Source organism: Blastococcus sp. CT_GayMR19 (genome assembly GCF_004570385.1).
GTDB lineage: Bacteria > Actinomycetota > Actinomycetes > Mycobacteriales > Geodermatophilaceae > Blastococcus_B.
In genome coordinates this window covers 266,499-291,531 of record NZ_SPQL01000002.1, presented here as the reverse complement: position 1 = coordinate 291,531, position 25,033 = coordinate 266,499, and the positions used below count along the sequence as shown (strand labels likewise).

Annotated in this window: 27 protein-coding genes and 1 pseudogene; 22 read left to right on the top strand and 6 right to left on the bottom strand. The window is 71.7% G+C overall.

The window, feature by feature from the left end; genetic code table 11:
• The first annotated feature begins 23 nt into the window (after positions 1 to 23).
• The 3 genes from E4P39_RS04085 (at position 24) to E4P39_RS04075 (ending at position 2,933) form a co-directional block, all read left to right on the top strand.
• The gene (locus tag E4P39_RS04085; protein WP_135135098.1) at positions 24 to 896 is read left to right on the top strand and encodes a PhzF family phenazine biosynthesis protein; all 873 of its coding nucleotides are present in this window, start codon (positions 24 to 26) and stop codon (positions 894 to 896) included.
• Entirely contained in the window at positions 893 to 1,816 is a 924-nt protein-coding gene (locus E4P39_RS04080) for a DMT family transporter (protein ID WP_135135097.1), read from the top strand. Before E4P39_RS04085 ends, E4P39_RS04080 begins: the two co-directional genes overlap by 4 nt.
• 163 nt (positions 1,817 to 1,979) lie before the next feature.
• Positions 1,980 to 2,933: a CoA ester lyase gene (locus E4P39_RS04075; protein ID WP_135135096.1), complete on the top strand. Its 954-nt coding sequence runs from the start codon at positions 1,980 to 1,982 to the stop codon at positions 2,931 to 2,933.
• An 86-nt stretch (positions 2,934 to 3,019) separates the two neighbouring features.
• On the opposite strand, the gene E4P39_RS23130 is transcribed toward E4P39_RS04075, so the two are convergent.
• On the bottom strand, positions 3,020 to 3,676 hold the full coding sequence (locus tag E4P39_RS23130; protein ID WP_280790784.1) for a DUF4190 domain-containing protein: 657 nt from the start codon (positions 3,674 to 3,676) through the stop codon (positions 3,020 to 3,022).
• A 228-nt stretch (positions 3,677 to 3,904) separates the two neighbouring features.
• Between E4P39_RS23130 and E4P39_RS04065 the strand changes: the two genes are divergently transcribed.
• Complete coding sequence (locus E4P39_RS04065; RefSeq protein ID WP_135135095.1) at positions 3,905 to 5,104, top strand: acyl-CoA dehydrogenase family protein; 1,200 nt, start codon at positions 3,905 to 3,907, stop codon at positions 5,102 to 5,104.
• A gap of 3 nt (positions 5,105 to 5,107) precedes the next feature.
• Here the strand turns inward: E4P39_RS04065 and E4P39_RS04060 are convergent, their stop codons facing one another.
• Complete coding sequence (locus E4P39_RS04060) at positions 5,108 to 5,812, bottom strand: DUF4230 domain-containing protein (RefSeq protein ID WP_135135094.1); 705 nt, start codon at positions 5,810 to 5,812, stop codon at positions 5,108 to 5,110.
• Between the two features lie 116 nt (positions 5,813 to 5,928).
• Between E4P39_RS04060 and E4P39_RS04055 the strand changes: the two genes are divergently transcribed.
• The 4 genes from E4P39_RS04055 (at position 5,929) to E4P39_RS04040 (ending at position 9,429) form a co-directional block, all read left to right on the top strand.
• Positions 5,929 to 6,864, top strand: a complete 936-nt coding sequence (locus E4P39_RS04055) for an NADP-dependent oxidoreductase (RefSeq protein WP_135135093.1) — start codon at positions 5,929 to 5,931, stop codon at positions 6,862 to 6,864.
• An 85-nt stretch (positions 6,865 to 6,949) separates the two neighbouring features.
• Positions 6,950 to 7,261, top strand: a complete 312-nt coding sequence (locus E4P39_RS04050) for an EthD family reductase (protein ID WP_135135092.1) — start codon at positions 6,950 to 6,952, stop codon at positions 7,259 to 7,261.
• A 25-nt stretch (positions 7,262 to 7,286) separates the two neighbouring features.
• Positions 7,287 to 8,834: an acetolactate synthase large subunit gene (locus E4P39_RS04045; protein WP_135135091.1), complete on the top strand. Its 1,548-nt coding sequence runs from the start codon at positions 7,287 to 7,289 to the stop codon at positions 8,832 to 8,834.
• A gap of 73 nt (positions 8,835 to 8,907) precedes the next feature.
• Positions 8,908 to 9,429, top strand: a complete 522-nt coding sequence (locus tag E4P39_RS04040; protein ID WP_245159617.1) for an OsmC family protein — start codon at positions 8,908 to 8,910, stop codon at positions 9,427 to 9,429.
• A 7-nt stretch (positions 9,430 to 9,436) separates the two neighbouring features.
• Here E4P39_RS04040 and E4P39_RS23125 read toward each other — a convergent pair whose 3' ends face one another.
• A complete protein-coding gene (locus tag E4P39_RS23125) occupies positions 9,437 to 9,571 on the bottom strand; it encodes a hypothetical protein (protein WP_280790783.1) in 135 nt (44 codons plus the stop codon).
• A gap of 116 nt (positions 9,572 to 9,687) precedes the next feature.
• Between E4P39_RS23125 and E4P39_RS04035 the strand changes: the two genes are divergently transcribed.
• The 6 genes from E4P39_RS04035 (at position 9,688) to E4P39_RS04010 (ending at position 12,116) form a co-directional block, all read left to right on the top strand.
• Complete coding sequence (locus E4P39_RS04035; RefSeq protein ID WP_167761568.1) at positions 9,688 to 10,185, top strand: YeeE/YedE thiosulfate transporter family protein; 498 nt, start codon at positions 9,688 to 9,690, stop codon at positions 10,183 to 10,185.
• Positions 10,182 to 10,649 carry a DUF6691 family protein gene (locus E4P39_RS04030; protein WP_135135089.1) on the top strand — a complete coding sequence of 156 codons (468 nt, stop codon included), beginning with the start codon at positions 10,182 to 10,184 and terminating at the stop codon, positions 10,647 to 10,649. The genes E4P39_RS04035 and E4P39_RS04030 overlap by 4 nt, the downstream gene beginning before the upstream one ends.
• Positions 10,650 to 10,711: 62 nt before the next feature.
• Complete coding sequence (locus E4P39_RS04025) at positions 10,712 to 10,891, top strand: hypothetical protein (protein ID WP_135135088.1); 180 nt, start codon at positions 10,712 to 10,714, stop codon at positions 10,889 to 10,891.
• 27 nt (positions 10,892 to 10,918) lie between these two features.
• Complete coding sequence (locus E4P39_RS04020) at positions 10,919 to 11,242, top strand: helix-turn-helix transcriptional regulator (RefSeq protein ID WP_209306331.1); 324 nt, start codon at positions 10,919 to 10,921, stop codon at positions 11,240 to 11,242.
• Entirely contained in the window at positions 11,239 to 11,646 is a 408-nt protein-coding gene (locus tag E4P39_RS04015) for a hypothetical protein (protein ID WP_135135087.1), read from the top strand. The genes E4P39_RS04020 and E4P39_RS04015 overlap by 4 nt, the downstream gene beginning before the upstream one ends.
• An 80-nt stretch (positions 11,647 to 11,726) precedes the next feature.
• On the top strand, positions 11,727 to 12,116 hold the full coding sequence (locus E4P39_RS04010; protein WP_135135086.1) for a hypothetical protein: 390 nt from the start codon (positions 11,727 to 11,729) through the stop codon (positions 12,114 to 12,116).
• 46 nt (positions 12,117 to 12,162) lie between these two features.
• Here E4P39_RS04010 and E4P39_RS22145 read toward each other — a convergent pair whose 3' ends face one another.
• A complete protein-coding gene (locus E4P39_RS22145; protein WP_167761566.1) occupies positions 12,163 to 12,324 on the bottom strand; it encodes a hypothetical protein in 162 nt (53 codons plus the stop codon).
• A 351-nt stretch (positions 12,325 to 12,675) separates the two neighbouring features.
• On the opposite strand from E4P39_RS22145, the gene E4P39_RS04005 reads away from it, so the two are divergent.
• Both E4P39_RS04005 and E4P39_RS03995 read left to right on the top strand, forming a co-directional pair.
• Positions 12,676 to 14,313, top strand: a complete 1,638-nt coding sequence (locus E4P39_RS04005; RefSeq protein WP_245159616.1) for a S8 family serine peptidase — start codon at positions 12,676 to 12,678, stop codon at positions 14,311 to 14,313.
• Positions 14,314 to 15,001: 688 nt separating this feature from the next.
• A pseudogene (locus tag E4P39_RS03995) lies at positions 15,002 to 16,406 on the top strand (IS1380 family transposase).
• A 391-nt stretch (positions 16,407 to 16,797) separates the two neighbouring features.
• On the opposite strand, the gene E4P39_RS03990 reads toward E4P39_RS03995, so the two are convergent.
• Positions 16,798 to 17,871: a phytase gene (locus tag E4P39_RS03990; protein ID WP_135135084.1), complete on the bottom strand. Its 1,074-nt coding sequence runs from the start codon at positions 17,869 to 17,871 to the stop codon at positions 16,798 to 16,800.
• 567 nt (positions 17,872 to 18,438) lie between these two features.
• Between E4P39_RS03990 and E4P39_RS03980 the strand changes: the two genes are divergently transcribed.
• Genes E4P39_RS03980 through E4P39_RS03965 form a run of 4 tightly spaced genes read left to right on the top strand, consistent with a single transcriptional unit; the run spans position 18,439 to position 21,364 of the window.
• Complete coding sequence (locus tag E4P39_RS03980) at positions 18,439 to 18,645, top strand: hypothetical protein (protein ID WP_135135073.1); 207 nt, start codon at positions 18,439 to 18,441, stop codon at positions 18,643 to 18,645.
• Complete coding sequence (locus E4P39_RS22805) at positions 18,635 to 19,198, top strand: TadE/TadG family type IV pilus assembly protein (RefSeq protein ID WP_245159615.1); 564 nt, start codon at positions 18,635 to 18,637, stop codon at positions 19,196 to 19,198. Before E4P39_RS03980 ends, E4P39_RS22805 begins: the two co-directional genes overlap by 11 nt.
• Positions 19,199 to 19,219: 21 nt before the next feature.
• Complete coding sequence (locus E4P39_RS03970) at positions 19,220 to 19,858, top strand: ATPase, T2SS/T4P/T4SS family (protein ID WP_245159614.1); 639 nt, start codon at positions 19,220 to 19,222, stop codon at positions 19,856 to 19,858.
• 6 nt (positions 19,859 to 19,864) lie between these two features.
• Positions 19,865 to 21,364, top strand: coding sequence for a recombinase family protein (locus E4P39_RS03965; protein WP_135135083.1), 1,500 nt, complete (start codon positions 19,865 to 19,867; stop codon positions 21,362 to 21,364).
• 15 nt (positions 21,365 to 21,379) lie between these two features.
• Here the strand turns inward: E4P39_RS03965 and E4P39_RS03960 are convergent, their stop codons facing one another.
• Entirely contained in the window at positions 21,380 to 21,784 is a 405-nt protein-coding gene (locus E4P39_RS03960; protein ID WP_135135082.1) for a hypothetical protein, read from the bottom strand.
• Between the two features lie 559 nt (positions 21,785 to 22,343).
• Here E4P39_RS03960 and E4P39_RS03955 point away from each other — a divergent pair.
• Together E4P39_RS03955 and E4P39_RS03950 are read left to right on the top strand one after the other, a co-directional pair.
• Positions 22,344 to 22,919 carry a hypothetical protein gene (locus tag E4P39_RS03955; RefSeq protein ID WP_135135081.1) on the top strand — a complete coding sequence of 192 codons (576 nt, stop codon included), beginning with the start codon at positions 22,344 to 22,346 and terminating at the stop codon, positions 22,917 to 22,919.
• Entirely contained in the window at positions 22,912 to 25,017 is a 2,106-nt protein-coding gene (locus E4P39_RS03950; RefSeq protein ID WP_135135080.1) for a bifunctional DNA primase/polymerase, read from the top strand. Before E4P39_RS03955 ends, E4P39_RS03950 begins: the two co-directional genes overlap by 8 nt.
• The last annotated feature ends 16 nt before the right edge of the window (positions 25,018 to 25,033 follow it).

Sequence of the window (25,033 nt, the reverse complement as noted above, 5' to 3'; positions counted from 1 at the left end):
GCGTGAACGTTACCGTCGGAGCCGTGGGGTCCCCGGAATCTCTTGACTACGAGGTCGTCGACGTGTTCGCCCCGCGGGCCTTCGCGGGCAATCCGCTGGCCGTGGTGTTCGACGCCGACGCCCTGAGCACGGAGCAGTGCCAGGCCCTGGCATTCGAGTTCCACCTCTCCGAGACCTCGTTCCTCTCGGCGCCCACCGAGCCCGGCGCCGATTACCGCGTGCGGATCTTCACGCCGTTCGCCGAGCTGCCGTTCGCCGGGCACCCGAGCGTCGGGGCCGCGCACACGCTGGTCCGCACCGGTCGGCTGGCCGCGGGCACGCTCCACCAGGAGTGCGGCGCCGGCGTCCTGGAGCTGGCGGTGGACGACGACGGCGCGACGCTGACGGGCGGCCCGCCGACGCTGGAGTCCGGGCCCGACGACGCCGCCCTCGCCGCCGCCGTCGGGCTCACCACGGCCGACGCGATCGGTCCGCCGTCCCGGCTCGCCGGGTGCGGGCTGCCCTTCGCGTACCTGTCGGTGCCACGCTCCGTCGTGGACCGAGCCACGCCCGTCCAGCCGGCGCTCGACGGGCTCGGGGTGGGGGAGGGCGTCTCCGTCCTGTCCTGGGACGCGGCGACCTCGACCGCCTACGCCCGCGTCTTCGCCGGCGATCTGCGCTGGGGTGAGGACCCCGCGACCGGCGCGGCCGCCCTCGGCCTCGGCGTCTGGCTCGTCGCCGGCCGCCTGCTGCCGGGGGAGGGGACGTCGTCCTACACCGTGCGGCAGGGCGAGCGGCTTGGCCGGCCCTCGGTGCTGTCCTGCACGGTCACCGCGGCCGGCGGGACGGCCGTGTCGGTGACCGTGGGAGGTGCGGTCGTGCCGATCGCGAGCGGCCGCATCCGCGTCCCGGCGTGACGACCGCCTCTGCCGAGGCGTGGGCGCTGCACCGCCCCGGCACGCGCGACGTCGGCCTGCTCTCCCTCGCCGTCGTGGGCGTCTCGCTCTCCGCACCGCTGACGGCGATGGTGACCGCGCCGATGCTGGCGCTCGCGTTCTGGCGCAACGCCGCGGGCGCCGCCGCCCTCCTGCCGGTGCTGCTCACCCGCGAGCGCGCCACGCTGGCCGGGCTGCGCTGGCGGGACCTGCGCAGCTCCGTCGTGGCGGGCCTCTTCCTGGCGGCCCACTTCGCCACCTGGCTGCCGAGCATCTCCATGACCAGCGTCGCGGCCTCCATCGCACTGGTCACGACGACGCCGATCTGGACGGCGCTGGCCGCGCGGATCTCCGGGGTGCGGCTGCCGGCCGCCGTCTGGTGGGGGCTGCTGCTCGCGGTCGTCGGCGTCGCGCTGATCGTCGGGGTGGACATCCAGGTCAGCGAAGAGGCGCTGAAGGGGGACGGGCTGGCCCTGCTCGGCGCCATCTGCGCCGGCGGCTACGTGCTGGCCGGTGCCCGTGCGCGGCAGCGGCTGGCCACGTCGGCCTACGCCGTCATCTGCTACTCCGTCTGCGCGGCGATGATCGCGGTCTCGGCGGTGGTCGTCGATGCCCCGCTCGGCGGGTTCACGGCCCGCAACTGGTGGCTGATCGCGGCCATCACCGTGGCGGCCCAGTTGTTCGGGCACACGCTGCTCAACCTGGTGCTCTCGACCGTCGGGCCGACCGTGGTGAGCCTCGCCGTCCTGCTCGAGGTGCCCGGCGCGCTGCTGTTCGCCCTGGTGCTGCTCGGGCAGGTCCCGCCGCTGCTGGCGCTGCCGGGCGTGGCCCTCGTCGTCGTCGGCGTCGCGCTCGTGGTGCGGGCCAGCCGCCCCACAACGCTGGTCGAGCCCGGCACCTGACGGCCGACGTCCCGGTTGATCATCGAGTTGTTGCCGCAGACACGCGAGGACATGCCGCACCGGGCGGCATCAACCCGGTGATCAACGCGGCGAAGCAGCGGGAAACGGTCGTCGCTACCCTCCGGTAACCGACCTTCCCGATCGATCCCCCAGCGGAGGCACCGTGGCCGAGCTCCGATCCCGTCGTTCCAACCTCGCCGTCCCGGGCAGCAACCCGCGGTTCCTCGAGAAGGCGAAGGGCCTGCCCGCCGACCAGGTCTTCCTCGACCTCGAGGACGCCTGCGCGCCGCTGGCCAAGCCCGGTGCGCGCAAGAACATCGTGGCGGCGCTGAACGAGGGCGGCTGGGGCGACAAGATCCGCACCGTCCGCGTCAACGACTGGACGACGGAGTGGACCTTCCAGGACGTCGTCGAGGTCGTCGGCGGCGCGGGTGCCGAGCTCGACGCCATCATGCTGCCGAAGGTGCAGGACGCCGCCCAGGTCAAGGCGCTGGATCTGCTGCTCACCCAGATCGAGAAGGCCAACGGTCTGGAGGTCGGCCGGATCGGCATCGAGGCGCAGATCGAGACGGCGCAGGGCCTGATCAACGTCAACGACATCGCGTTCGCCAGCGACCGCATCGAGACGATCATCTTCGGGCCGGCCGACTTCATGGCCAGCATCAACATGAAGTCGCTGGTCGTGGGCGCGCTGCACCCGGACTACCCGGGCGACCCGTTCCACTACATCCTCATGCAGATCCTCATGGCCGCCCGCGCCCGCGGCGTGCAGGCCATCGACGGCCCCTTCCTGCAGGTGCGCGACGTCCCGGCCTTCGAGGAGGTCGCCAAGCGCTCGGCGATGCTCGGTTTCGACGGCAAGTGGGTGCTGCACCCGGGTCAGGTCGACGCTGCCAACGAGATCTACTCGCCGTCGCAGGAGGACTACGACCACGCCGAGCTGATCCTCGACGCCTACGACTGGGCGACGTCGGAGGCCGGTGGCAAGAAGGGCTCGGCGATGCTGGGCGACGAGATGATCGACGAGGCCAGCCGCAAGATGGCGCTGGTCATCGCCGGCAAGGGCCGCGCCGCGGGCATGGAGCGGTCGTCGTCGTTCACGCCGCCGGAGGAGTGAGCCTGGTCTGAACGCGGACGCGGCGGCTCCCCGGGGATCCGGGGAGCCGCCGCGTCGTCCGTCCGCGCCTGCGACGTCGAGCAGGCCTAGTACGTCGAGTAGCTCGACATCCCGGCGAACGCGATGATCATGAAAATGATCATGACGACGAAGAACGCGGTGATCAGGCCGCCGACGATGATCCCGGCCAGCGCCAGGCCGTCACCGTCCTCGCCCGTCCGCGCGATCTGCTTGCGGGCGATGATGCCCAGGATCAGACCGGCGGGAGCGAAGACGAACGCCATCACCAGCGCCAGGATCGCCATCGTGTTGGTCGGCCGGCCGTACTGCGGGGGCGCGTAGCCGACCGGCGGCCCGTAGCCCGGCATCTGCTGTCCGTACGCGGGCTGTCCGTAGGGCTGCTGCCCGTATGCGGGCTGGCCGTAGTGCTGCCCGTATCCCTGCTGGCCGTAGGACTGCTGCCCGTAGCCCTGCCCGGACGGCTGCTGGCCGTAGGACTGCTGATCGTGGCCCTGCCCGGACGGCTGTTCGCCGTAGGGCTGCTGTCCGTAGCCCTGCCCGGACGGCTCCTGGCCGTACGGCTGCTGTCCGTAGCCCTGCCCGGACGGCTCCTGGCCGTAGGGCTGCTGCCCGTAGCCGGGCTGTTCCTGGTTCGGGTCGTACCCGCCGCCGGACGGCGTCGGCGCCGCGGAGCTCCCGGAGAGCGGCTGCGTCCCCTCGGCGTCCTTGTCCGAAGTGCTCATCGAGGCCTCCCTGTCCAGCGGCCGTTCGCACGGCCCACGCGATACCGGGACTTCCCGGTCCGGGGTACTCCATCACGGGCGAGCGGCCGTGCGGTCATCATCGGCCATTCCGGCGCGCCGATCGCCCCGGACGGCTGCGGGAGCAGGGACACGCCGGACGCGCGAGCGGGGTGGCCCATACTCCCCGGTAACCACGGACGCCGGAGTCCCCTGAGGAGAGTTGCGCCGATGCCCCGTCTCGCCCAGACCGCCGACCTGACCGACATCCAGCGGGAGATCCTGTCGACCGTCCGGAGCTTCGTGGACCGGGAGATCATCCCGAACGCGCAGGAGCTCGAGCACGGCGACATCTATCCCCAGAAGATCGTCGACGGGCTCAAGGAGCTCGGGATCTTCGGCCTCACCATCCCCGAGGAGTTCGGCGGCCTCGGTGAGTCGCTGCTGACCTACGCGCTCGTGGTCGAGGAGATCGCCCGCGGCTGGATGAGCGTCTCGGGCGTCATCAACACCCACTTCATCGTCGCCTACATGATCATCCAGCACGGCACCCAGGAGCAGAAGGAACGCCTCCTGCCGCGCATGGCGACCGGTGAGGTGCGCGGGGCGTTCTCGATGTCGGAGCCCGGGCTCGGGTCCGACGTCGCCGGCATCCGCACCAAGGCCACCAAGGGCGCGGACGGGAACTACACGATCGACGGCCAGAAGATGTGGCTGACCAACGGCGGCAGCTCCACGCTCGTGGCCGCGCTGGTGCGCACCGACGAGGGCGCCGAGAAGGCCCACCAGAACCTCACGACGTTCCTGATCGAGAAGCCCGCCGGCTTCGGCGAGGTGCTTCCCGGCCTCACCATCCCCGGGAAGATCGACAAGATGGGCTACAAGGGCGTCGACACCACCGAGCTGGTGTTCGACGGCTACTCCGCCGACGCCGGCGACATCCTCGGTGGGGCGCCGGGCCGCGGCTTCTCGCAGATGATGGACGGCGTCGAGGTGGGGCGGGTCAACGTCGCCGCCCGGGCCTGCGGGATCTCGATCCGTGCCTTCGAGCTCGCGATCGCCTACGCCCAGCAGCGGGAGACCTTCGGCAAGCCGATCGCCCAGCACCAGGCGATCGCCTTCCAGCTCGCCGAGATGGCCACCAAGGTCGAGGCCGCCCACACGATGATGGTCCGCGCCGCCCGGATGAAGGACTCCGGTGAGCGCAACGACGTCGAGTCCGGCATGGCCAAGCTGATCGCCAGCGAGTTCTGCGCGGAGGTAACCACCCAGTCCTTCCGGATCCACGGCGGCTACGGCTACTCGAAGGAGTACGAGATCGAGCGGCTCATGCGCGAGGCGCCGTTCCTGCTGATCGGCGAGGGCACGAGCGAGATCCAGAAGACGATCATCAGCCGCGGCCTGCTCAAGGAGTACGCGCTCAAGCGCTGACGATCAGCCGGCGTTCCCGGTGGGCTCGGCGAAGCGGACCTCGACCTCGTCCACGCCGAGCGACCCGGCGAGACCGGTCAGCATGGCCCGGGTGTTGGTCTCGGCGCGGTCCCGCAGGTCGCTCTCCGCGGCGGCCGCGGCGAGCCGGTCCTCGGCCAGGGCGTAGAGCTCGCTGTCGTCGACCGGGTTGTCGCCCAGGGCGTCGCCGATCCGCTCGACCAGGCCCCGGTCGCGGTCGAGGACGTGGCTCTGCTCGGGGTCGATCCGGACCTCGTCCACGCGCGGCGCGGGCAACGCGATCGTCGCCGACGTGCCGTCGGCGGAGAGGGTGACCCGGCCGGCGTCCAGGCCCGCGAAGTCGACGTAGGCGTCGGCGGTCCCGGTGGCGAGGAACTCGACGCGCTCACCGCTGATGACCGACGGCACGTAGCGGGTGTCCACCTCACGCTCGACGACGATCTGGAAGGTGCCGGTCGCCGCGTGGTACTCGTGCAGGTCCTGCAGGGCGAGCACCAGGGGGGTCGTGCTCCGGTCGACGACGTCCTGGGCGAACGGCTCGTCGGGCAGCCAGCCCGCCACCGTCACGCCGACCGGCACGAGCACGGCCAGGCCGGCGCCCGCCGCCAGGAGCCGGAAGGGGACCCGCCGCCGGCGACGCGGGGCCGACTCGACGACGGGGGCGGGGCGGGAGAACAGCAGCGTGGGCATGCGCGACCTCTCGTGCCGGGAAAGGGGGAGGGGCGGTGCTCACCGGTTACAGCGGCGGAGGAGCCGCGGTCATTCCCGACACGCGGGGAACACGACGGGCCGTGTAGGCAGGAGCCATGCGCGCGGTCGGAGTCACCGAATTCAGCGGGCCGGAGGCCCTGCACGTGGTGGATGTGCCCGAGGAGCCGCTGGGCCCCGGGCAGGTGCGGCTGCGGGTGGCCGCGGCCGCGGTGAGCCCGACCGACACCCACCTGGTCCTGGGGGCCTACGCCGCGCGCGACACGGTGAAGCAGCCGCCGTGGGTCCCGGGGATGGACGTCGCCGGGGTGGTCGCCGAGGTGGGGGACGGCGTCGACCACCTGCGCGTCGGTGATCCCGCGATGGGCATCGTCGTCCCGACGGGTGCGCACGGGGCGTACCGGGAGGATCTCGTCCTCCCCGGGGGCTCGGTCGTGCGTGCGCCGGCCGGATCGGACGCCGCGGCGGCCTCGACCCTCCCGATGAACGGCCTCACCGCCCGGATGGCACTCGACCGGATGGGCCTGGACCCGGGGCAGGTGGTCGCGGTGACGGGCGCCGCCGGGGCCTTCGGGGGCTACGTCGTCCAGCTGGCCAAGGCCGACGGGCTGACCGTCGTCGCCGATGCCTCCGAGGCCGACGAGCAGCTGGTGCGGGAGCTGGGTGCCGACGTCGTCGTCCCCCGCGGGGACGACGTGGCCGACCGGATCCGCGAGCACTTCCCGGCTGGTGTGGACGGGCTGGCCGACGGCTCGGTGCAGGAGGCGCTCGTGCTGCCGGCGGTGCGCGACGGGGGAGCGGTCGCGACGGTGCGGGGCTACCGCGGGGACGGACAGCGGGGCTTGCGGGTGCTCCCCACGCGGGTGAGCCGGGCGGCGGAGGACCGGGCCGCCCTGGACCGGCTGCGGCAGCAGGTCGAGGACTGCGTGCTCACCCTGCGGGTCGCGCAGACGTTCCCGGCGGAGGAGGCGGCCTCGGCACACCGGTCGCTCGCGCGCGGCGGGGTCCGGGGCCGCCTGGTGCTCACCTTCTGAACTCGCGCCGGGCCGCCGGCACCTGATTGGGTAGGACGCACGGCGTGGGACAGCGGAGTTCCGGCGCCCGTCGGGAGGTTCTTCCATGGTGCATCGACTCGTCGTCAACTACGGCCGGCCCGAGGATCCCGAGGCGTTCGACGCCTACTACCGGGACACCCACACCCCCCTGGCGCTGAAGCAGCCGGGCCTCCTCCGGCTGACCTTCGGGCACCCCCAGGTGATGGGCACGGCGGAGTCGCCGCCCTACCTCGTCGCCGAGCTCGACTTCGAGTCGGAGCAGGCCATGGGCGAGTCGCTCGCGTCACCGGAGGGCAAGGCCGCGGGCGGCGATCTCGCCAACTTCGCCACCGGCGGCTTCACGTTGCTGCACTTCGACGTGCACGAGGCGACGTGACCGTTCGGGGCGCGGACGGCTGCCGGTGAACGGGGCGCAGGCGCTGATCCGGACGCTCGTCGGCGCGGGCGTGGACGTGTGCTTCGCCAACCCCGGCACCTCGGAGATGCACTTCGTCGCCGCGCTGGACGACGTCGCCGACATGCGGGCTGTCCTGACCCTCTTCGAGGGCGTGGCCACCGGCGCGGCCGACGGGTACGCCCGGATGGCCGGCCGCCCGGCGGCGACGCTGCTGCACCTCGGGCCGGGCATGGGCAACGGCCTCGCCAACCTGCACAACGCGCGCCGCGGCCGGACACCGATGGTCAACGTCGTCGGCGACCACTCCCGGTCGCACAAGCGGCTGGACGCGCCGCTGGAGTCCGACATCGACGCCGTGGCCGGCACGGTCTCGGGGTGGGTCCGGCGGTCGCTGACCCCCGCCGACGTGGCGGCCGACGCGGCCGAGGCGGTCGCCGCCGCCGCGGCGTCGCCCGGGACGATCGCGACGCTGATCCTGCCCGCGGACGTGTCCTGGGAGGACGGCGCCGCGGTCGCCGACGCGCTGCCCGGCCGCCCCGCGCCCCGGGTGGCGCCGTCGGTCATCGAGGACGTCGCGGCGGTGCTCGGGGCCGGTGAGCCGACGGTCCTGTTCCTCGGCGGCGACGTCGTCGTGGGGGAGGAGGGCCAGCTCGCGGCCGGGCAGATCGCGGCGGGCACCGGGGCGCGCCTGATGACCGAGACCTTCCCGGCGCGGACGGCCCGCGGCGCCGGGCTGCCCGACCTCACCCGCCTGCCCTACCCGCCGGAGACGGCGATCGCCGCGCTCGCCGGCACCAAGCACCTGGTCCTCGCCGGAGCCCAGGCGCCGGTGCACTTCTTCGGGTACCCGGACGTGCCCGGTTCCCCCGTTCCCGAGGACTGCACGGTGCACGTCCTGAGCGCACCGGGGGAGGACGGCGTCGCCGCACTGCGCGCGCTGGCCGACCTCGCCGCCCCCGACGCCGTCCCCGAGCTGCTGGAGGCGTCGCGGCCCGAGCTGCCGTCGGGCGAGCTGACCCCCCGGACGATGGCGGCCGTCATCGGGGCGCTGCTGCCCGAGGACGCGATCGTGGTGGACGAGGCGCTGACGTCGGGCGTCGGTCTGAACGAGCTGACCTCGGGTGCGCCGCGGCACGACTGGCTCACCCTCACCGGCGGTGCGATCGGGGCCGGGCTGCCCATGGCGCTGGGCGCGGCGGTCGCCTGCCCCGACCGGCCGGTGATCGGCATCCAGGCCGACGGCAGCGCGATGTACACGATCTCGGCACTGTGGAGCTACGCGCGCGAGCGGTGCGACGTCACCACGATCGTCTGCGACAACGGCTCGTACGCGATCCTCGAGCACGAACTGTCGCGCGTCGGGGCGCAGGGCGACGGCGAGCGTGCGGGCCGGCTGCTCGACCTGGGGGCGCCGGACCTGGACTTCGTGGCGCTCGCAACCGGGATGGGTGTGCCGGCCACCCGGGCGACGACGGCGGACGAGCTGGCCGACCAGCTGCGGACGGCGCTGGCCGAGCCCGGCCCGCACCTCGTCGTCGCGGTGCTTCGCTGATGGACGCCGAGCTGCGCCCGACGGAGGTGTCGCAGGCGGTCGACACCGCCGTCGGCCGCGTCCCGGTGCTTCCATGACCCCCATGGACGCCACCGCGCTGCGTGAGCTGCAGGCCCCGCTGAAGCAGAGGTACCGCGACGACCCGGAGTCCGCTCGGGCGAAGCTGCACGCGAAGGCCGACTTCTCCGACGCCGGGATCACCTGCACCGTGGGCACCTGGGCAGGCCCGGCGCGCGCCGGCTTCCACCCGTTCACCGGGGGCGACGGCAGCGATGCCTGTTCCGGCGACATGCTGCTCCAGGCGCTGCTGGCCTGTGCGGGCGTGACGATGCGCAGCGTGGCGACGGCCATGGGCATCGAGATCCGCGGCGGCCGGCTGCGCGCCGACACCGAGATGGACGCCCGCGGCACGCTCGGCGTCGCCCGCGAGGCACGGGTCGGCCTGGGCGAGATCGACGTCGTCGCGGAGCTGGACACCGACGCGGACGATGCGACGCTCGCCAAGCTGGCGGAGCTGACCGAGCGCTACTGCGTCGTCGCCCAGACCCTCGCCCGCCCGCCGCACCTCACGATCCGGCGGGCAGCGAGGGCCTAGCGGGCGGCTACTTCCTGCCGTGGGTCAGGTTGTCCATCTGGGAGCTGGTGTCGGCCTTCGACTTCTTCTCCAGCCGCTTCTCCTTGATCGACTTCCCGTGCGGCTTCTTGGCGTTCGTCTGTTTCGGGGACTTGTCACCCATGGTGTGCGCTCCCTCGTCGGGAGCCCGAACGGCTCCGTGGCGCGGACGCTACGCCGAGGAGGTCCGTTTCCGGCGTGTCCGGAGGACCGTCGCACCGCGGCCGGGGATGGCAGCATGTGCGCCCGTCGTCGAAGGGGTTCGCCGTGCTCGGCTGGATCGATGGTCAGCTCCCGTGGTGGATCACCGGGCCGGGGGTCGGCCTCTGCGTCGTCGCCCTGTACGGGCTGGTCAACGCGCGCCTGGGGGTGTCCGGCGCATGGCTGGCGACGATCGCGCCGATGGAGGGCTGGCGGCCCGAGCCGTGGCGGAAGACCTTCCTCCTCGCCCTGGTCGGCGGCTCGATCGTCGCGGCGCTGCTCGGCCCGCCGGTCGTGGTCCACGGGTACGGCCGGCTGTCGGAGCTCCTGCCGCCGGTCGCTCTGATCCCGGTCCTGCTGCTGGTGGGAGGAGCGCTGGGCTACGGCGCCCGCTGGGCGGGTGGGTGCACGTCCGGGCACGGGATGTCGGGCTGTGCGGCCGGTTCCCCGGACAGTCTCGTCATGACGGCGACGTTCTTCACCGTCGCGGTCGTCGTGACGCTGGCGCTGAACGCCGTCACCGGCGGGGCCCTGTGAGCCGGGGGGCCCGCTGGTCGGTGCTCGCCGTCGGCGCCGCCTTCGGGTTCCTGCTCACGGTCAGCGGCCTGGGCGACTACGACACCATCCACGACGGGCTGCTGCTGGAGAACCCCTACATCTTCGGAATGATGGCCAGCGCGATGGCCGTCGCGTTCGCCGGCCTCGCCGTTCTCCGCCGGCTCGGCCGGACGCGTTTCGCCGGCCCGCTGGCGTTGCCGCACGCGCGCATCGAGCGCCGGCACGTCTACGGCGGTGCGGTGTTCGGGGTCGGCTTCGGGGTCGGCGCCACGTGCCCTGGCATGACGGTCGTGATGACGACGACCGGCGGGCTCTACGGCCTCGTCGTCCTCGTCGGTCTGCTCGGGGGACTGTGGCTCCGTGGCCGCGTCGAGCGGCGGCAGCGGCAGCCGCTGAGCATCGAGCCGCTCGTGCCCGTGGTCCGTGACCTCGCACGTGAGTGACACTTGTTCTCTACCTAGGGGGCTAGGTAGAGTACGACTGTTGTCAGGCCAAGGAGGACGCCATGACCCGTCCTGCGATCCGTGTCCCGTTCTGGCGGTGCCGGGTGTTCCAGTGGCACGACTTCGTGTCCCGCAGCACCGCCGACGGGGGCCGATTCCAGATCTGCGCCCGCTGCGGGCTGGACCGTCCGCCGGCGGCGCGCGGCCTGATGACGACGCCGCCGTGGCCCGGAGGGGCCTGACCCGTCCCGACCGAGGGAGACCCCGACATGCCCGAACCGCGGATGACCATCCCGACGCAGCGTGTGCTCGAGGCGCTGCTGGACGATCCGCAGCGGGAGCTCTACGGCCTGGAGATCGGCGAGGCTGCGGGGCTGCGCAGCGGCACGGTGCACCCGATCCTTGCCCGGCTCGAGGGCTACGGGTGGCTGGCCTCGAGGTGGGAGGACATCGACACCGGTGCCCAAGGCAGGCCTGCCCGTCGGTACTACGCGCTGACGGCGGACGGCGTCCAGGCCGCACGCGCCGCGCTCGCCCGTGCCTACCGGCCCGCGCCGTCGCGCCGGCTCCGGCCGCAGCTGGGCGAGGCATGACCGGCCCGCGCGCCCCAATGCGGGTGGCGCGCGCCGGGATCGCCCTCGCCACGTGGCCGCTGCCGACCCCCGCGGACCGGATCCGCTACCGGGCCGAGTTCCTCGCCGACCTGCACGATCTCCCCCCTCTCGGCCAGCTGCGGTTCACCGCCGGGGTGCTGTCCCGGACGATTGCCCTGCGCGCCGCGCAGGGCGCTTCCCCGCGGCGCGCCGAGGAGGACGCGATGACCCTCACCTCGACCCCGGTGCCCTTCTGGCGGTGCCGGGTCTTCCACTGGCACGACTGGGTCGGCCGCAGCACGGAGGACGGCGGTCGGTACCAGGCATGCGCCCGCTGCAGCCTCGACCGCGGCCCGATCTCCGCAGGCCCGGCGTCCACCCCGCCGTGGCCAGGAGACATCTGATCAGGCTCGACCCAGGCTGACGGGGCCGACGGCTTCCCGATCGTGCGCTCCGTCGCCCGTGCCGCAGAGGACCGGCCCGCATGACCACTGCACGAGCTCCGCACCCGGTCGCGCGCCTCGGCGTGGGCCTGGCCGCGCGCGCACTGCGAAGGCCCGGTGACCGGGCGCGGTACCGGGCCGAGTTCCTCGCCGAGCTGCACGACCTCCCGCCGGCCGGTCAGCTCCGGTTCACGGCGGGCGTGCTGTCGCAGACCTTCGCCCTGCGCGCCGCGCTGGGCTCCTCGCCCACTCGCGCCGAGGAGGACGCGATGACGCTCACCAGGACGACCTTCTACTGGCGCTGCCGCGTGTTCCGCACGCACGCCTGGGTGTCGCGCAGCACCGAGGACGGTGGCCGCTACCTCGTCTGCCGACGCTGTGGTCGGGACAAAGGCGAGGCCTCCTGGGGTCCCGGCTGGCTGTCGGGCTAGCCGCTCGGGCGTCCATCGCCCCGCAGGCGGAGCGCGGTGGAGCTGATCAGCTGCTGCGTCTGTGGTCCGCGGTCAGCCGGGCCATCGCCGACGGCGCCATCTGTGACAGCGTCCGCTCGTCCTTCGCCTTGCGTTCGGCCCTCTTCTCCTTGATCGACTTGGCCGACTTCTGTGAGTGGTGCGCGTCGTGCGGGGACTTGTCACCCATGGCGAACTCCCTCGACAGGGGCCGATCGGATGAGCGGACGCTACGCGCATCCGGCCGGCAGATCGAGCGGTGTTCCCGGGGCCCCGCCGGTCTCGGGACAGGCCGAGATCCCCCGGGAAGCGACCGGTCGAGCTCGGGGCCGGTGCGCCTGCTTGGCCACCGTCGGACGGGCATCCTTCGCCTCGACAGGGGGGCCCCGGCTGGGTTTACTGCACGAGGCAGTGCGAGGCCGGGACGGGGCCGCCGGCACCTGGGTCTGGGCACTCCCGGAAGGGCCGCGCCATGTGGTCTCGTCGATCTGGCTGCCGCGCCGCTCTGCGGGCGCTCGGAGTTCTCGTCGGGACCACGGCGGTGGTCGCCGCGTCGGCCACGGCGACCCGGGCGGCGGAGGACTCCGTCTCCGCGGAGTACGTCGTCTCGTTCAGCGGCAGCCCCGAGGCGGCGGCTGCCGCGATCCAGGCGGCGGGCGGCAGCGTGGTCGACGTGACGGAGCAGGTCGGCCTCGCGCTGGTCGTCTCCGCTGACGGCGCGTTCCTCGACAGCGTGCGCGCACAGGACGAGATCAGCGGCGCGGCCCGGAACCACTCGGTCGGCATCGCCCGACCGGGCATGCCGCACCGCTTCGCCGAGGAGCGGCTGTTCCGGACAGAAACCGACGGCGCGGCCCGGACGGCTCAGGGGAACGGCTCCTCCGGGGCCACCATCGCCGCCGAGCCCCTGGCGGACCTCCAGTGGGACATGGAGATGATCGGAGCGACGGCCGACGGCGCCCACCAGGAGGCCACCGGCGAGGGCGTCGACGTCGGGATCATCGACTCCGGCATCGACGCCGAGCACCCGGACCTCGCGCCGAACTTCGACGCGGAGCGGTCCCGCAACTTCACGACCGACATCCCGGCGATCGACGGCCCGTGCGAGGTCGAGAGCTGTGTCGATCCGGCCGACGTGGACGACAACGGGCACGGCACGCACGTGGCCGGCACCGTCGCGGCCGCGAGCAACGACTTCGGGATCGCCGGCGTGGCCCCGGAGGCGACCCTGGTCAACGTGCGCGCGGGACAGGACTCCGGCTACTTCTTCTTGTACGAGACGGTGCGGGCACTCGTCTACGCGGGCGACCTCCGCCTCGACGTCGTCAACATGAGCTTCTTCACCGACCCGTGGCGCTTCAACTGCACCTCGCGTGACGAGTACGTCGACGGCACCGTGACCGACGAGGAGCTCACGCAGCAGCGGCTCGTCCACGACCTGGTGCTGGGCGCTGTCTCCTATGCCCACGACCGGGGCGTCACGCTCGTGGGCGCCGCCGGCAACGAGCACCAGGACCTGGCCGCAGCGACGCGCGTCGACGGAACGAGCCCGAACTACCCGGTGGGGATCGCCCGGCCGAGGACGGTCCAGAACACCTGCCTGAACCTGCCGAGCGAGGCACCGGAGGTCATCTCGGTGTCGGCCGTCGGCCCGTCGGGGACGAAGGCGGACTACTCCAACTACGGGCTCGGCGACGTCGAGGTCTCCGCCCCGGGCGGCTGGGCCCGCGACTTCGTCGGCACGCCGGAGTTCCAGACGCCGGCGAACCTCGTGCTGTCGTCGTACCCGGTGCAGGCGGCGATCGACGCGGGTCTGGCCGACCCCAACGGCGACCCGGTGGACGCCCGCTCCGTGAAGTTCTGCGACGGCGACGTCTGCGGTTTCTACACCTACCTCCAGGGCACCTCGATGGCCTCCCCCCACGCCGCCGGGGTTGCCGCGCTGATCGTCGAGGCGGACGGCGAGGAGAGCGACGGCGGACGCGCGCTGGCCCCCGAGGACGTGGCCGGCGTCCTCCTGGGCTCCGCCGTGGACCACGCCTGTCCGGCGGGTGGCGTCGAGGTCTACACCGACGAGGGCCGGACCCCGGACTTCGATGCGCCGTGCGAGGGCACGACCGATGTCAACGGCCTGTACGGCGAGGGCATCGTCAGCGCATCGGCGGCAGTGGGGGACTGACCGGATCGGGGTCCGGTCCCGCCGAACATACGAATACCGGTACACGTGGGGACTCCGGAGACTCTGCGTAGCCGTCACTGTCGGCTAATCGTGCCCTCGCGCGAGGGCCATGCGCGTGCTCCGGGCGCCCCGGTCGAGGGGATGGGTCCCGACTGCCCGAGGGCTGTGCGCCTCGCCCCACGACCGCGGAACGGTCGACCAGAACGCCTGCCACCGTGAGGGCGCGGGCGGGCTGCCGACGGCCTGAGGCCGCAGCGGGCGATACGTCAGGCTCGCGCTGCAGAGGTGTACACCGGATCGGTCGTCGAGCGCTTGACGAGGCTGGTGGCGAAGACCTGCTCGCGCGCCCAGGGCCGATGTCCCCGGCGCACTCGATCCGCTCGGCGAGCTTGCGGGCCGCTGCCCTGGCGATCTCGCTCAGGGGCTGGCGCACCGTGGTCAGCTGGAACACCTCCCAGGAGGCCCTCGGGACGTCGTCGAAGCCGAGGACGGAGACCGCCTCCGGCACGGCGACGCCCAGCGACTGGGCGGCGTCGATCGCCCCGAGGCCGATGACGTCGTTGCCTAGCCCGGGGCCTTCACGGCAGAGCAGCGTGACCGGGTGTTGATCAACCGAAAAGTGCTCTTGACCAGCAGGGATGGGTCTTGTCTAGGGACCAGTCCGAGCCAATCGAGGAGCACCTTCCAGGTGAAGAAGCGTGGCCGGTTCTATCCCCGCGTCCAGGTCGACACGGCCGACGTCCCGGCGGTCGGCCAGGCCGGCGGGGTACTGCTGACCGACACGATCGCGGCCGCCGGGCTGGACGCCGCGCTCTCGTCGGCGTTGGCGTCGTGGCGCAAGCCGCTCGCGGTCCACGATCCGGGCAAGGTCGTCTGGCACTGACCCTGGCGTTGGGTGGGGACTGCCTGGCCGACATTGCGCTGCTGCGCGCCGAGTCCGGCGTCTACGGCCGGGTGGCGTCGGATCCGACGGTCTCCCGCACGATCGACGCCCTGGCCGCCGACGCCTCCGCCGCGCTCAAGGCCATCAACACCGCCCGGGCGACGGCCCGGGCCGCGGTGTGGGCGCTGGCCGGTGAGCACGCTCCCGACCACGCCGCCGACGCTGCGGCACCGCTGACCATCGACATCGATGCCACCCTGATCACCGCACACTCGGAGAAGGAGCAGGCCGCGCCGACGTTCAAGCGCGGGTTCGGCCACCATCCGCTGTGCGCGTTCGTCGACCACGGGCCCGAGGGCGGCGGCGAGCCGCTGGCGGTGCTGCTGCGGGCGGGTAACGCCGGCTCCAACACCGCCGCCGACCACATCACCGTTGCCCGCGCCGCGCTGGCCCAGCTGCCCGGTCACCGGCCGGGCGGCCGACCGGGCCGGAAGATCCTGATCCGCACCGACGGAGCCGGGGCCACCCACGCCTTCGTGGCCTGGTGCCACGGGCAGCGGTTGTCCTACTCGATCGGCTTCGGCCTGCCCGACAACACCCCGCAGCTGCTGAAGCAGGTCCCCGCCGAGGCGTGGACGCCGGCCTACGACGCTCACGACCAGGTCCGCGACGGAGCCTGGGTCGCCGAACTCACCGGCCTGCTCGACCTCACCGGCTGGCCGCCGGTAATGCGGGTTATCGCCCGCAAGGAACGGCCCCATCCCGCGGCGCAGCTGCGGATCACCGACGCCGATGGGCTGCGAGTCACCGCGTTCGCCACCGACAGCACCCGCGGCCAGCTGCCCGACCTCGAGCTCCGGCACCGCCGCCGAGCCCGCGCCGAGGACCGGATCCGCTGCGCCAAGGACACCGGGCTGACCAACCTGCCGCTGCACGACTTCGCCCAGAACCAGATCTCGTGCGCCATCGTCGCGCTCGCCTGCGAGCTCACCGCCTGGATGCAGATGCTCGCCCTCACCGACACCGACGCCCGACGGTGGGAGCCCAACGGCTGCGGACCAGGCTGTTCACCGTCCCGGCCACCCTCGCTCGCAGCGGACGCCGCCGGCTGCTGCACCTCGCCGAGCACCACCCGTGGGCGGCCGTCGTCCGCGACGCCGTCGTCCGGCTACGCGCCTTGATCGCCGGCCCGGCACCGGCTCCCGGCTGACCCACACGTCCTCGTCCCGACGACCTGCACCACCCCGGACCGTGGCACCGGCGCCCACCCGAGCGACCTCGGCCGGACCGTCACACCCCAATGCCAGAATCACGCACCGGCGGCCCACGAAGTCGTGTTCCGACGATCACCGACGGGCGGACGAAAGATCCGGGCTCGTAGTGGGCATCGGTACGAGTTCAAATTGCAGGCACCCGATGCCGACCAGAACCCGGTCCTGTTCGCCCTGGTCTTGTAGTCATCCGCCCGACCACATCCGTCATTGCAGCGACTACACATGGGGCGGCGCTGGCATTGCCGGACAGCAGGCCGAGGAGCAGCGCTCCGGCCAACGGATCCGAGGATGCTCTTACCGAGAGCGCGAGAGGGCTAGCGGCGGACCTCAGTACTTGCCGAGGACGAGCCCGGCGTCCACGTACTTGAAGTTCGATGCGGAGCCGCCGGTGTTGTTGGTGTCGTGCACGACCAAGAGACCGTTCGGGTACAGCGGCCCCAGGTTGGCGCGCGTCACGTCCAGACCGTCGGTGCCGGTGGCGGCGTCCACGGAGCCGCTGGCGGCGACGTTGAAGGTCTTCCTGAACGTGAACGGGGTCGCGGTGTCATACACCTTCTCGTTGTTGCTCCCCTGGCTGGACACGATGAGGTACGCGGCGCCTGTGGTGCGGTCACGGGCGATGGCCAGGCCCTCGGCGTCGGCGGTCAGCCCGTTGGTGCCCACCCTGGCGACGGTGCTACGGGAGGTCCCGCCGGTCGGCTCGGCGCTGTATAGGTACACACCCTTGTCCTCTTCGCTGAGGAAGACGCTCTGGCCGACGGGGTCGCTGGCCACGCACCCCTCGGACAGGGTCGAGGTCTGCATGTCGCGGACCTTGGTGCCGCTGACGGTGGATCCGGAGGCGCTCAGCCGGTACTGGTCGAAGTCATAGGGGCTGTTGCGGTTCGTGACGAAGGCGTACATCTGGCCGTCGGTGACGCTGACGTACAGGCAGCCGCCGTAGGGCTCGAAGCCGACGGGGGTCGACCCGGCGGTGGTCAGCGTGCGGGTAGCCGGGTCAAGGAAGAAGAACTGCAGGCTGTTGTTTGTGCGGTTGGTGGCGGTCAAGAAAACCTTGCCGCCGAACACGTTGCTGCGAATGTCGACGTTGTTCAGCTCACCGGCGGACAGAAACTGGATCTGATCGCCGGCCAGGTCGTAGACCGCTAGCCCACCATCGGAGGAAGCCTTCTTGCTGCCGATGACCACGGACCGCGCCGGGTCGGCAGTGTTCACCCAAATGGCGGCATCGTCAGCGATGTCGCCGCTGCCGCTGGAAAACGCCTGCGTCTCATAATTGGCGGGGACGGGGCCGCTACCGGGCAGGACGGGGACCGCCGACGCAGGACCGGCCAGGGTCACCACCGCGGTCAGCAGAGTGACCACCGCGATGGGTAGCCGTGCGAGAGTCTTTCGATACATGGTGCAGCTCCCTAACCGCTAGATGGGGTAAAACAGGTGGGAAAGGGCTCGATCCCGAAAGATGAGGGGCATTCTTCGCGAAACCCCACCACTTCCGCCGTCATCGCCGCGGGACAACCGAATCCTGGTCCGGCGGGTCTGTCACTTCGCGAACACAGCTGGGCTGGGCATAGATAGTTGCCGGGAATAACGGCACAGATTTCGGTAGGGGGCTATCGCCGGTCTAGAATCCGCCGCCAGCAAATAAGTCTGCACCCTGCGCAACTCTCGGCCGCCAGAGGCTTAGGTCCCTGTTCCCGGCGTGAAATAGCCTGATCCATGTCGTCGCTGGTCAGAGCGGGCGATCACCGTCTCCTCCCAGCGCTGGAATGAGAGTCAACGGTCCCGTCCGGTGTTCGCCGCCTAGGACGAGGACCGTTGCATAAGAACAGGGAGCCATGACGCTTTTGGTGCCGGTCGTCTTCCTGGTGCTCCCGGTCACCGTTCTCTTCGCCCTGTTCCTGGGGTTGATCAGCATCGTCTCGCTGTCGCGATGAGCGCAGCCGGCGATCGACTGGAAGGACGACGATGCGCGCATACGCCTTCGTGACCTCGGCGCTGGCCGCTCTGACGGCCCGGGTGCGGGGCGAGGATCCCGAGCGGGGCGACGTCCCGGGCTGGGTGATGATCACGGTGATGACGGCGGCTCTGGTGCTGGCCATCCTCATCCCGTTCCGGGCGGCGATCCTCGACGCCGTGACCGCGGCCCTCGCCTCCGTCACGAATGCGCCCTGAGCGGCCCCTCGCGTCGGGTGAGGACAGCGAGCGCGGCAGCGCCGTCGTCGACTTCGTGCTGGTCTCGATCCTGATCGTGACGCTGCTGCTGGCGGTTCTGCAGGTGGCGGTGTACGTGCACGTGCGCAACGTGGTGACGGCGAGCGCGCAGGCGGGCGCGCGGTACGCGGCCAACGCCGACGTCGACTCCTCCTCCGGGGCTGCCCGGACCGTCGAGGTCGTGGCGCGGGCGACGACGGCGCAGACCGCCAGGGGCCTGGCGTGCACGTCAGCCGAGGGGATGAATCACCGGAGAGAGACCAGCTCGCGTGAGGTGGGTTGTCGCAGCCCGTCAGGCTTCCGCACCGCACCGCACCGCACCGCACCGCACCGCACCGCACCGCACCGCACCGGGCTGGAGCGTGGCCCGGCGCCCGGGATTGGAATTGATGCGCGCGCGTTCACCCGGGTGGGTGGTAGTGGCCCCGCACGACGTCGGGTTGTCCACAGAAGGACCGCTGCGCGGCCCACGGACTGTTTCGTTCCCTTACAGTCCGGGCGATTTGCCGACTGATCGCCAGCTCAAAGGGGTGCCGTGCCGACCGCTCTGGACGTCGTGGACGGCGAGGTCCGTGAGCTCATCCGGCGTCGCGGCCTCGACCCCTTCACCGATCCGGGCCCGGTCCGCGTGCTCGTGCGCGACGTCATCGCCGAGTACTCCGAACGGTCGCTGAACTCGGCGCTGCCGCCGATCGGGGACGCCGAGTCGATCGTCCGTGACGTGCTGGACCGGGTGGCCGGGTTCGGGCCGCTGCAGCGCTACCTCGACGACCCCGACGTCGAGGAGATCTGGGTCAACGAGCCCGGGCGGGTGTTCGTCGCCCGGCGCGGCCGCAGCGAGCTCACCACGACGATCCTGGGCCCGGGCGAGCTGGCCGAGCTGGTCGAGCGGATGCTCCGCACGTCGGGACGCCGGATCGACATGAGCACACCGTTCGTCGACGCGACCATGCCCGACGGCTCCCGGCTGCACGTCGTCATCCCCGACATCACCCGCCGCCATATGGCGATCAACATCCGGAAGTTCGTGCTGCAGGCCCACCACCTCGACGAACTGGTCGCGCTCGGCACCCTCACCGCGCAGGCGGCCCGCTTCCTGGAGGCCGCCGTCGCCTCCGGGCTCAACATCCTGGTCTCCGGCGGCACCCAGGCGGGTAGTCAACAGCTACGTTAGTTGTCCATGCCCACCCGCCGTGCAGTGATCTACGCCCGCATCAGCGTCGCCCAAGAGGCCTCAGTCAGCATCGACCGCCAGCGAGAAGCAGCGGAGCAGTACGCCGCTGCCCGGGGGTGGCAGGTGGTCGGCACCTTCACCGACGACGGCGTCTCGGCCAGCCACAACAAGCCCGTGGACCGTGCCGGGTGGCGCGAGCTGCTTGCCTCGCCGCTTCAGTTCGAGGCCGTCATCATCTGGAAGCTGGACCGGCTGGCCCGCCGTGTCCTCGACTTCCACCTGGCGAACGAGGCTCTGCGCGGGCGAGGCGCGGGGCTGGTCGCAGTGGAGAACTCGCTGGACCTGACGACCGGCGACGGTCGGTTCGTTGCCAACGTTCTCGCCAGTTTCGCCGAGTACGAGGCCGACGCCATCAGCGCTCGCGTCGCGGCTGCCCGGACCCACCTGCTGACTGCGGGGCGCGTGGTCGGCGGCACGGTGCCCTATGGCTGGCAGAGCGTGCGCAACCCCGACGGTCCAGGGCTGGTGCTCGCTCACAACCCTGACCGCATCGACTACGTGCGGGGCATGGCCGAGCGGGTGCGGCGCGGCAACTCCATCTACAGCGTCGTCCAGTGGCTGGACGAGGTCGGCGCGCCGACGCCGACTGGGCGCGGCGGCTGGGCCTACAACTCCGTGGAGCGCATCCTGCGGCACCCGATCCTCGCCGGCATGACTCCCTTCAACCCCGGCAATACGACCAAGGAGCGCGGCACCAACGTCCTGCGCGACAGCGACGGCCTGCCCGTGGTGGTCGAGTCGGTGGCGATCCTGCCGGTGGCGGACTGGCGCGCCCTGGTGGCGAAGCTAGACGACAACGACAGCGCGCAGTCCAAGCCGCGTGCACTGCGGTCGAAGACCTCGGCGCTCCTGTCGGGCCTGCTGTGGTGCGGCGAGCATGGGGCCGACGGGGTGCGGATGCACCGGTGCACGGTGAACGGACGGCCGGGCTACACCTGCCCCGAGTGCTCGCAGTCGATCTCGAACTTCGAGCCCCTCGTGGTTGAAGAGTTCCTGCGGCAGAAGGGCGAGCGGGTGCGGTGGACGCGCGTCGAGAAGGTCTACGAGGGAGGCGCGGCCCTCCTGCCCGAGATCGAGCACCGGCTGGACGAGCTCGACCAGCTCATCCGTCAGGTTACCGACCGCGAGCAGCGGCGCGAGCTTCAAGAGCAGCAGAGCACCCTCCTTGACCTGCGGGACGCCAAGCGCGAGGAGGCGCCGATCGTGTCGCTCCGGTACGAGGACGCCGGGTGGTTCGAAGACGACTGGGCGAGCGCGGGGGAGGACGTCGAGCAGCAGCGGGCGGTGCTGGACGACGCCATGGAGCGCATCTGGGTGCGGCGCGGCGGCACCGGCCGACGCACACCCGCGCAGGTGCTCGCCCGGCTGACGTTCGACTGGAAGGTGCCCGAGGATCTGGGCCCGATCGACGCGGACCAGCAGGCGGCGGACTTCCAAGGGGTGTAGCCCCTGAAGGCGGCTTCAGGGACGCATCAATCCGAACAAGAGCGTGGAGATCACGAACGCACCTAGACCCGAGAACAGCAGCACATCGAGGATGTTCGCTGGGATCGAGTCCGTCGCCCCGCCCACGAAGAGAACCGGCAGGATGACCACCGTTCCGACGGCCAAGGCCGCGGCCACGGAGAGCGTGGCCTTCGCCTTCCGTCTGGAGGGCCACCCGGCCCCCGCCGCCGTTGTGCGTAGAGAGCTGAGCAGGACTAGCGACGCGGCCACCGAGAGCGGCACCGCAACGATGTAGAAGAAACCGGCCCCAATGGGGACCCCTTCCGCAGGCTCGGTCGTGATGATCGCCACCACGACAACTGCCCAGCAGGCAATCGCCACGACTGCCAGCCGAAGCCCTGTCCAGCGGAGGGAACTCACCTGCGCATCGTCACTCCGGTCGGCCTGGACCCACATCCCCCGGATGGAGTAGATCAGGGGGATGTCCCTAGGTGGGCCGCTAAGGGGCCTGGTCAGGGGCCACTCCACGGCCACCCGATGTCCGGGTGAGCTATCGTTCATCGCAATGCGGAAGTAGCGCTTTGGGGAGGTCTGATCCGGACCTCGGCACGACCACGGCGGGAACGTAGCAGGGACGCGCTCGGCACCACGGGGTCGGACTTCGACTTGGCCGTGGGGGTACACCACCCTGACTGACCGGAGAACCGGATTGGTCAGCAGGGAGGAGCCGTACCAGGACTTCACTGTTCTGGAGGCTCCCCTTGTCCCAGCCGTCGACGGTCGACCCCGTCCGTAATGCAGTCAGCCGAGTCGGTGTCGCTGCCCGCTGCGGAACGCCCGACCAGCTCGCCGCCGCTAAGCGGGAGCTGACCGCAGCCAACTGCGAGCGCGCCATCCAGAAGGCGCTCGACGCTGCCCCGCCCCTCACCACAGCCCAGCGCAAGCGGCTGGCCGTTCTGCTGCTCTCGGGCACCGCCCGATGAGCGGCATCGGCGACGCCAAGTGCGCCACAACCTCTGTGGCCGTCCTGCCCGGCAACCTCGCCGCTGCGACCAGGGCTGGTGTCTACCGGCTCGCGGCCGACCTGGCGCTCCACAACAACGTCACCATCGTGATCGTTGGGCAGTCGGCCAGGAACGAGCTGGTTCTGTGCGGCAACTACTGCTGCATCCGTCGGCCGGGCGCCATCGCGGTGGTGCCGGACGTCGATGCGCTGTCGCTGTGGGAGGAGCCTCCCCGGGCTGCCCGCATGGAGCGCAACGACGGCCGGGTCGTCTACCTGATGGCAGGCCCGGGACCGGCCCCGACTTGCATGCCCACGACCTACCCCGACCTCGCCCGGCGCACCTGGCCCGAGGCGCTGTGGATCCGTGGCGAGGGCCGGTACGCCACCGTGCGGGGCTGTGGCGGCATCACCGTCCTGCTGCACCCCACGGAGGCGGAGGCTCGGGCAGCCCTGGGACGGATGCACCCGTTCGGCGCCAACGGCACGTGCGAGAGCTACCACGACCTCGTCGTGCTCGGGGACCTCACCGGGGAGCCGAGTGATGGCTGACAACGAACGAACGGGCCCCCACAAGGAGAGCCCGTCTGAGGTCCGAACCGCTGCCAGGCAGGACAAGACCGAGGCTCAGGATACCCCGTACGCGCACGCGGCCCAGGAGTACATCGACGCCGGGTGGTCGCCGATCCCGCTCCCGCACAAGGAGAAGGCCCCGCCGCCCACCGGGTGGACCGGCTACTCCGGCCGCTGGGTCACGGCGGAGGACGCCGCTCGGTGGTCCGCCGGTGGCGCCCACAACATCGCTGTCCGGGCGGGGGAGACCGTGCTCGGCATCGACGTCGACTCCTACAAGGACGCCGGGGCGGAGACCATCGCCGAGGCGCAGGCCCGGCTGGGCGAGCTGCCCGCCACCTTCCGGTCGTCGGCTCGCGAGGACGGCTCCGGCATCCTGTGGTTCCGGGTTCCGGCCGGTCGGAAGTGGAAGGGCCAGCTCGGTGCTGGGGTCGAGATCGTGCACCACGGCCACCGCTACGCCGTCGTGGGCCCGTCCGTGCACCCCGAGGGCATGGTCTACGGCTGGACCGACGATGTCGGCCTACCGATGGGTGGCCCGCCGCACATCGACGAGCTGCCTGCACTGCCCGAGGCGTGGGTCGCCGAGCTGGACAACGGCTCCGCGGATGACGTGGACGCCAAGGCCAGCGTCACCGCCAGCAAGGCCCACGCGTGGATCGCTGAGCTGCCCGGCGGGGAGCCCTGCCGTGCCATGCAGCGGTCGCTCGACCGGGTGCTCGGGAACCTGGGCGAGCCGGGCGGTCGTCACGAGGTCGCCAGCAAGGCCCAGCTGAACCTCATCCGCATGGGGGAGCAGGGGCACGACGGGGCCGGCCAGGCCCTCGAGATGCTGGAGAACGCCTTCGTCAAGGCCGTGGCACCCGAGCGGCCGGGTGGCGTGGACGACGCGCAGAGGGAATGGGAGAGGGGCCTCACGGGGGCTGTGGGCATCGCCAGCGCCACGATCACCCCCGAGGCCGACCGGGGCTGCTGTGGGGACCGGCCGAGCGCGGCCGACGACTTCAGCGACCCGGGCACGCCCTCCACGTGGACGGGGCTCGACCTCAGCGGCTTCATCGACGGCACCCACAAGCCAGTGGAGCCCGAGCTGCTGCTGCGGGACGACGGCGTGGCCCTGCTGTACCCGGGCCTCACCCACTCGATCCACGGCGAGTCGGAGTCCGGCAAGTCGATGGTGGCGCAGTACGAGTGCGTGCAGCGGCTCCGGGCGGGCGAGGCGGTGCTGTACCTCGACTTCGAGTCGGACCCGGCGAGCATCGTCGAGCGGCTGCGTGTGCTGGGCGCGGACATGGCGGCTGCGGCTGAGCGCTTCGTCTACCTCCAGCCCGCCAGCGACCCGCACGTGGGCAAGGCCGAGCACGCAGCGTTCCTGGCCACGCTGGACCGCCACCCGTACTCCCTGGTGGTGATCGACGGGGTGTCCGAGTCGATGGACGCGCTGGGCATGGACGTCAAGGATCCCAACGCCTCCGCAACCGAGTGGGCGCGCAAGCTGCCCCGGTTCGTGGCCGACCGGACCGGCGCGGCGGTGGTGCAGATCGACCACGTCACCAAGAACGCCGAGAGCCGTGGCCGGTTCGCCATCGGCGGTCAGGCCAAGATGTCCGTCCTGACGGGCGCGGCCTACGCCCTGGACGTGCGCTCCCCGGTAGGGCGTGGTCTCCGGGGAGAGCTCGTGATGCGGGTCGCCAAGGACCGGCCGGGCTTCGTCCGTGGCAAGTCGGGCGCGGCGGGTGCCGACCGCACCCAGGAGGCCGCGCGCATCGTCGTGGACTCGACGGGCGACTGGCTGCAGTTCTCGGTGCTGGCTCCGGCTCCTGTCACCGCCCCCGACGAGAAGGCCGAGCGGATGAAGGAGCGGGTCGCCGAGTTCCTCGGTGAGCTCGGGCCTGACCACGACGGGGCGAGCGCCACGCTGGTGCGTAAGGGAGTCACCGGCAAGAACGACGACATCGACGCGGCCCTCAACGCCCTGGTGGCGGACGGCTGGGTGTCCCGTTCCACGAAGGGCCAGGCTCTGCTTCACAAGCTGGTCCGTCCGTACGTCGTGGAGTTCGGGGACGACGGTGACTGACCACGCCCCCACGCCC

Coding starts and splice junctions, on each gene's coding strand:
- E4P39_RS04010 (WP_135135086.1), top strand. CDS start 11,727: ATGACCACTGCACGAGCTCCGCACCCGGTCGCGCGCCTCGGCGTGGGC.
- E4P39_RS23125 (WP_280790783.1), bottom strand. CDS start 9,571: ATGGGTGACAAGTCCCCGAAACAGACGAACGCCAAGAAGCCGCACGGG.
- E4P39_RS04050 (WP_135135092.1), top strand. CDS start 6,950: ATGGTGCATCGACTCGTCGTCAACTACGGCCGGCCCGAGGATCCCGAG.
- E4P39_RS03965 (WP_135135083.1), top strand. CDS start 19,865: ATGCCCACCCGCCGTGCAGTGATCTACGCCCGCATCAGCGTCGCCCAA.
- E4P39_RS04040 (WP_245159617.1), top strand. CDS start 8,908: ATGACCCCCATGGACGCCACCGCGCTGCGTGAGCTGCAGGCCCCGCTG.
- E4P39_RS04015 (WP_135135087.1), top strand. CDS start 11,239: ATGACCGGCCCGCGCGCCCCAATGCGGGTGGCGCGCGCCGGGATCGCC.
- E4P39_RS04020 (WP_209306331.1), top strand. CDS start 10,919: ATGCCCGAACCGCGGATGACCATCCCGACGCAGCGTGTGCTCGAGGCG.
- E4P39_RS04060 (WP_135135094.1), bottom strand. CDS start 5,812: ATGCCCACGCTGCTGTTCTCCCGCCCCGCCCCCGTCGTCGAGTCGGCC.
- E4P39_RS03990 (WP_135135084.1), bottom strand. CDS start 17,871: ATGTATCGAAAGACTCTCGCACGGCTACCCATCGCGGTGGTCACTCTG.
- E4P39_RS03980 (WP_135135073.1), top strand. CDS start 18,439: ATGCGCGCATACGCCTTCGTGACCTCGGCGCTGGCCGCTCTGACGGCC.
- E4P39_RS04055 (WP_135135093.1), top strand. CDS start 5,929: ATGCGCGCGGTCGGAGTCACCGAATTCAGCGGGCCGGAGGCCCTGCAC.
- E4P39_RS03950 (WP_135135080.1), top strand. CDS start 22,912: ATGGCTGACAACGAACGAACGGGCCCCCACAAGGAGAGCCCGTCTGAG.
- E4P39_RS22805 (WP_245159615.1), top strand. CDS start 18,635: ATGCGCCCTGAGCGGCCCCTCGCGTCGGGTGAGGACAGCGAGCGCGGC.
- E4P39_RS03955 (WP_135135081.1), top strand. CDS start 22,344: ATGAGCGGCATCGGCGACGCCAAGTGCGCCACAACCTCTGTGGCCGTC.
- E4P39_RS04025 (WP_135135088.1), top strand. CDS start 10,712: ATGACCCGTCCTGCGATCCGTGTCCCGTTCTGGCGGTGCCGGGTGTTC.
- E4P39_RS23130 (WP_280790784.1), bottom strand. CDS start 3,676: ATGAGCACTTCGGACAAGGACGCCGAGGGGACGCAGCCGCTCTCCGGG.
- E4P39_RS22145 (WP_167761566.1), bottom strand. CDS start 12,324: ATGGGTGACAAGTCCCCGCACGACGCGCACCACTCACAGAAGTCGGCC.
- E4P39_RS04065 (WP_135135095.1), top strand. CDS start 3,905: ATGCCCCGTCTCGCCCAGACCGCCGACCTGACCGACATCCAGCGGGAG.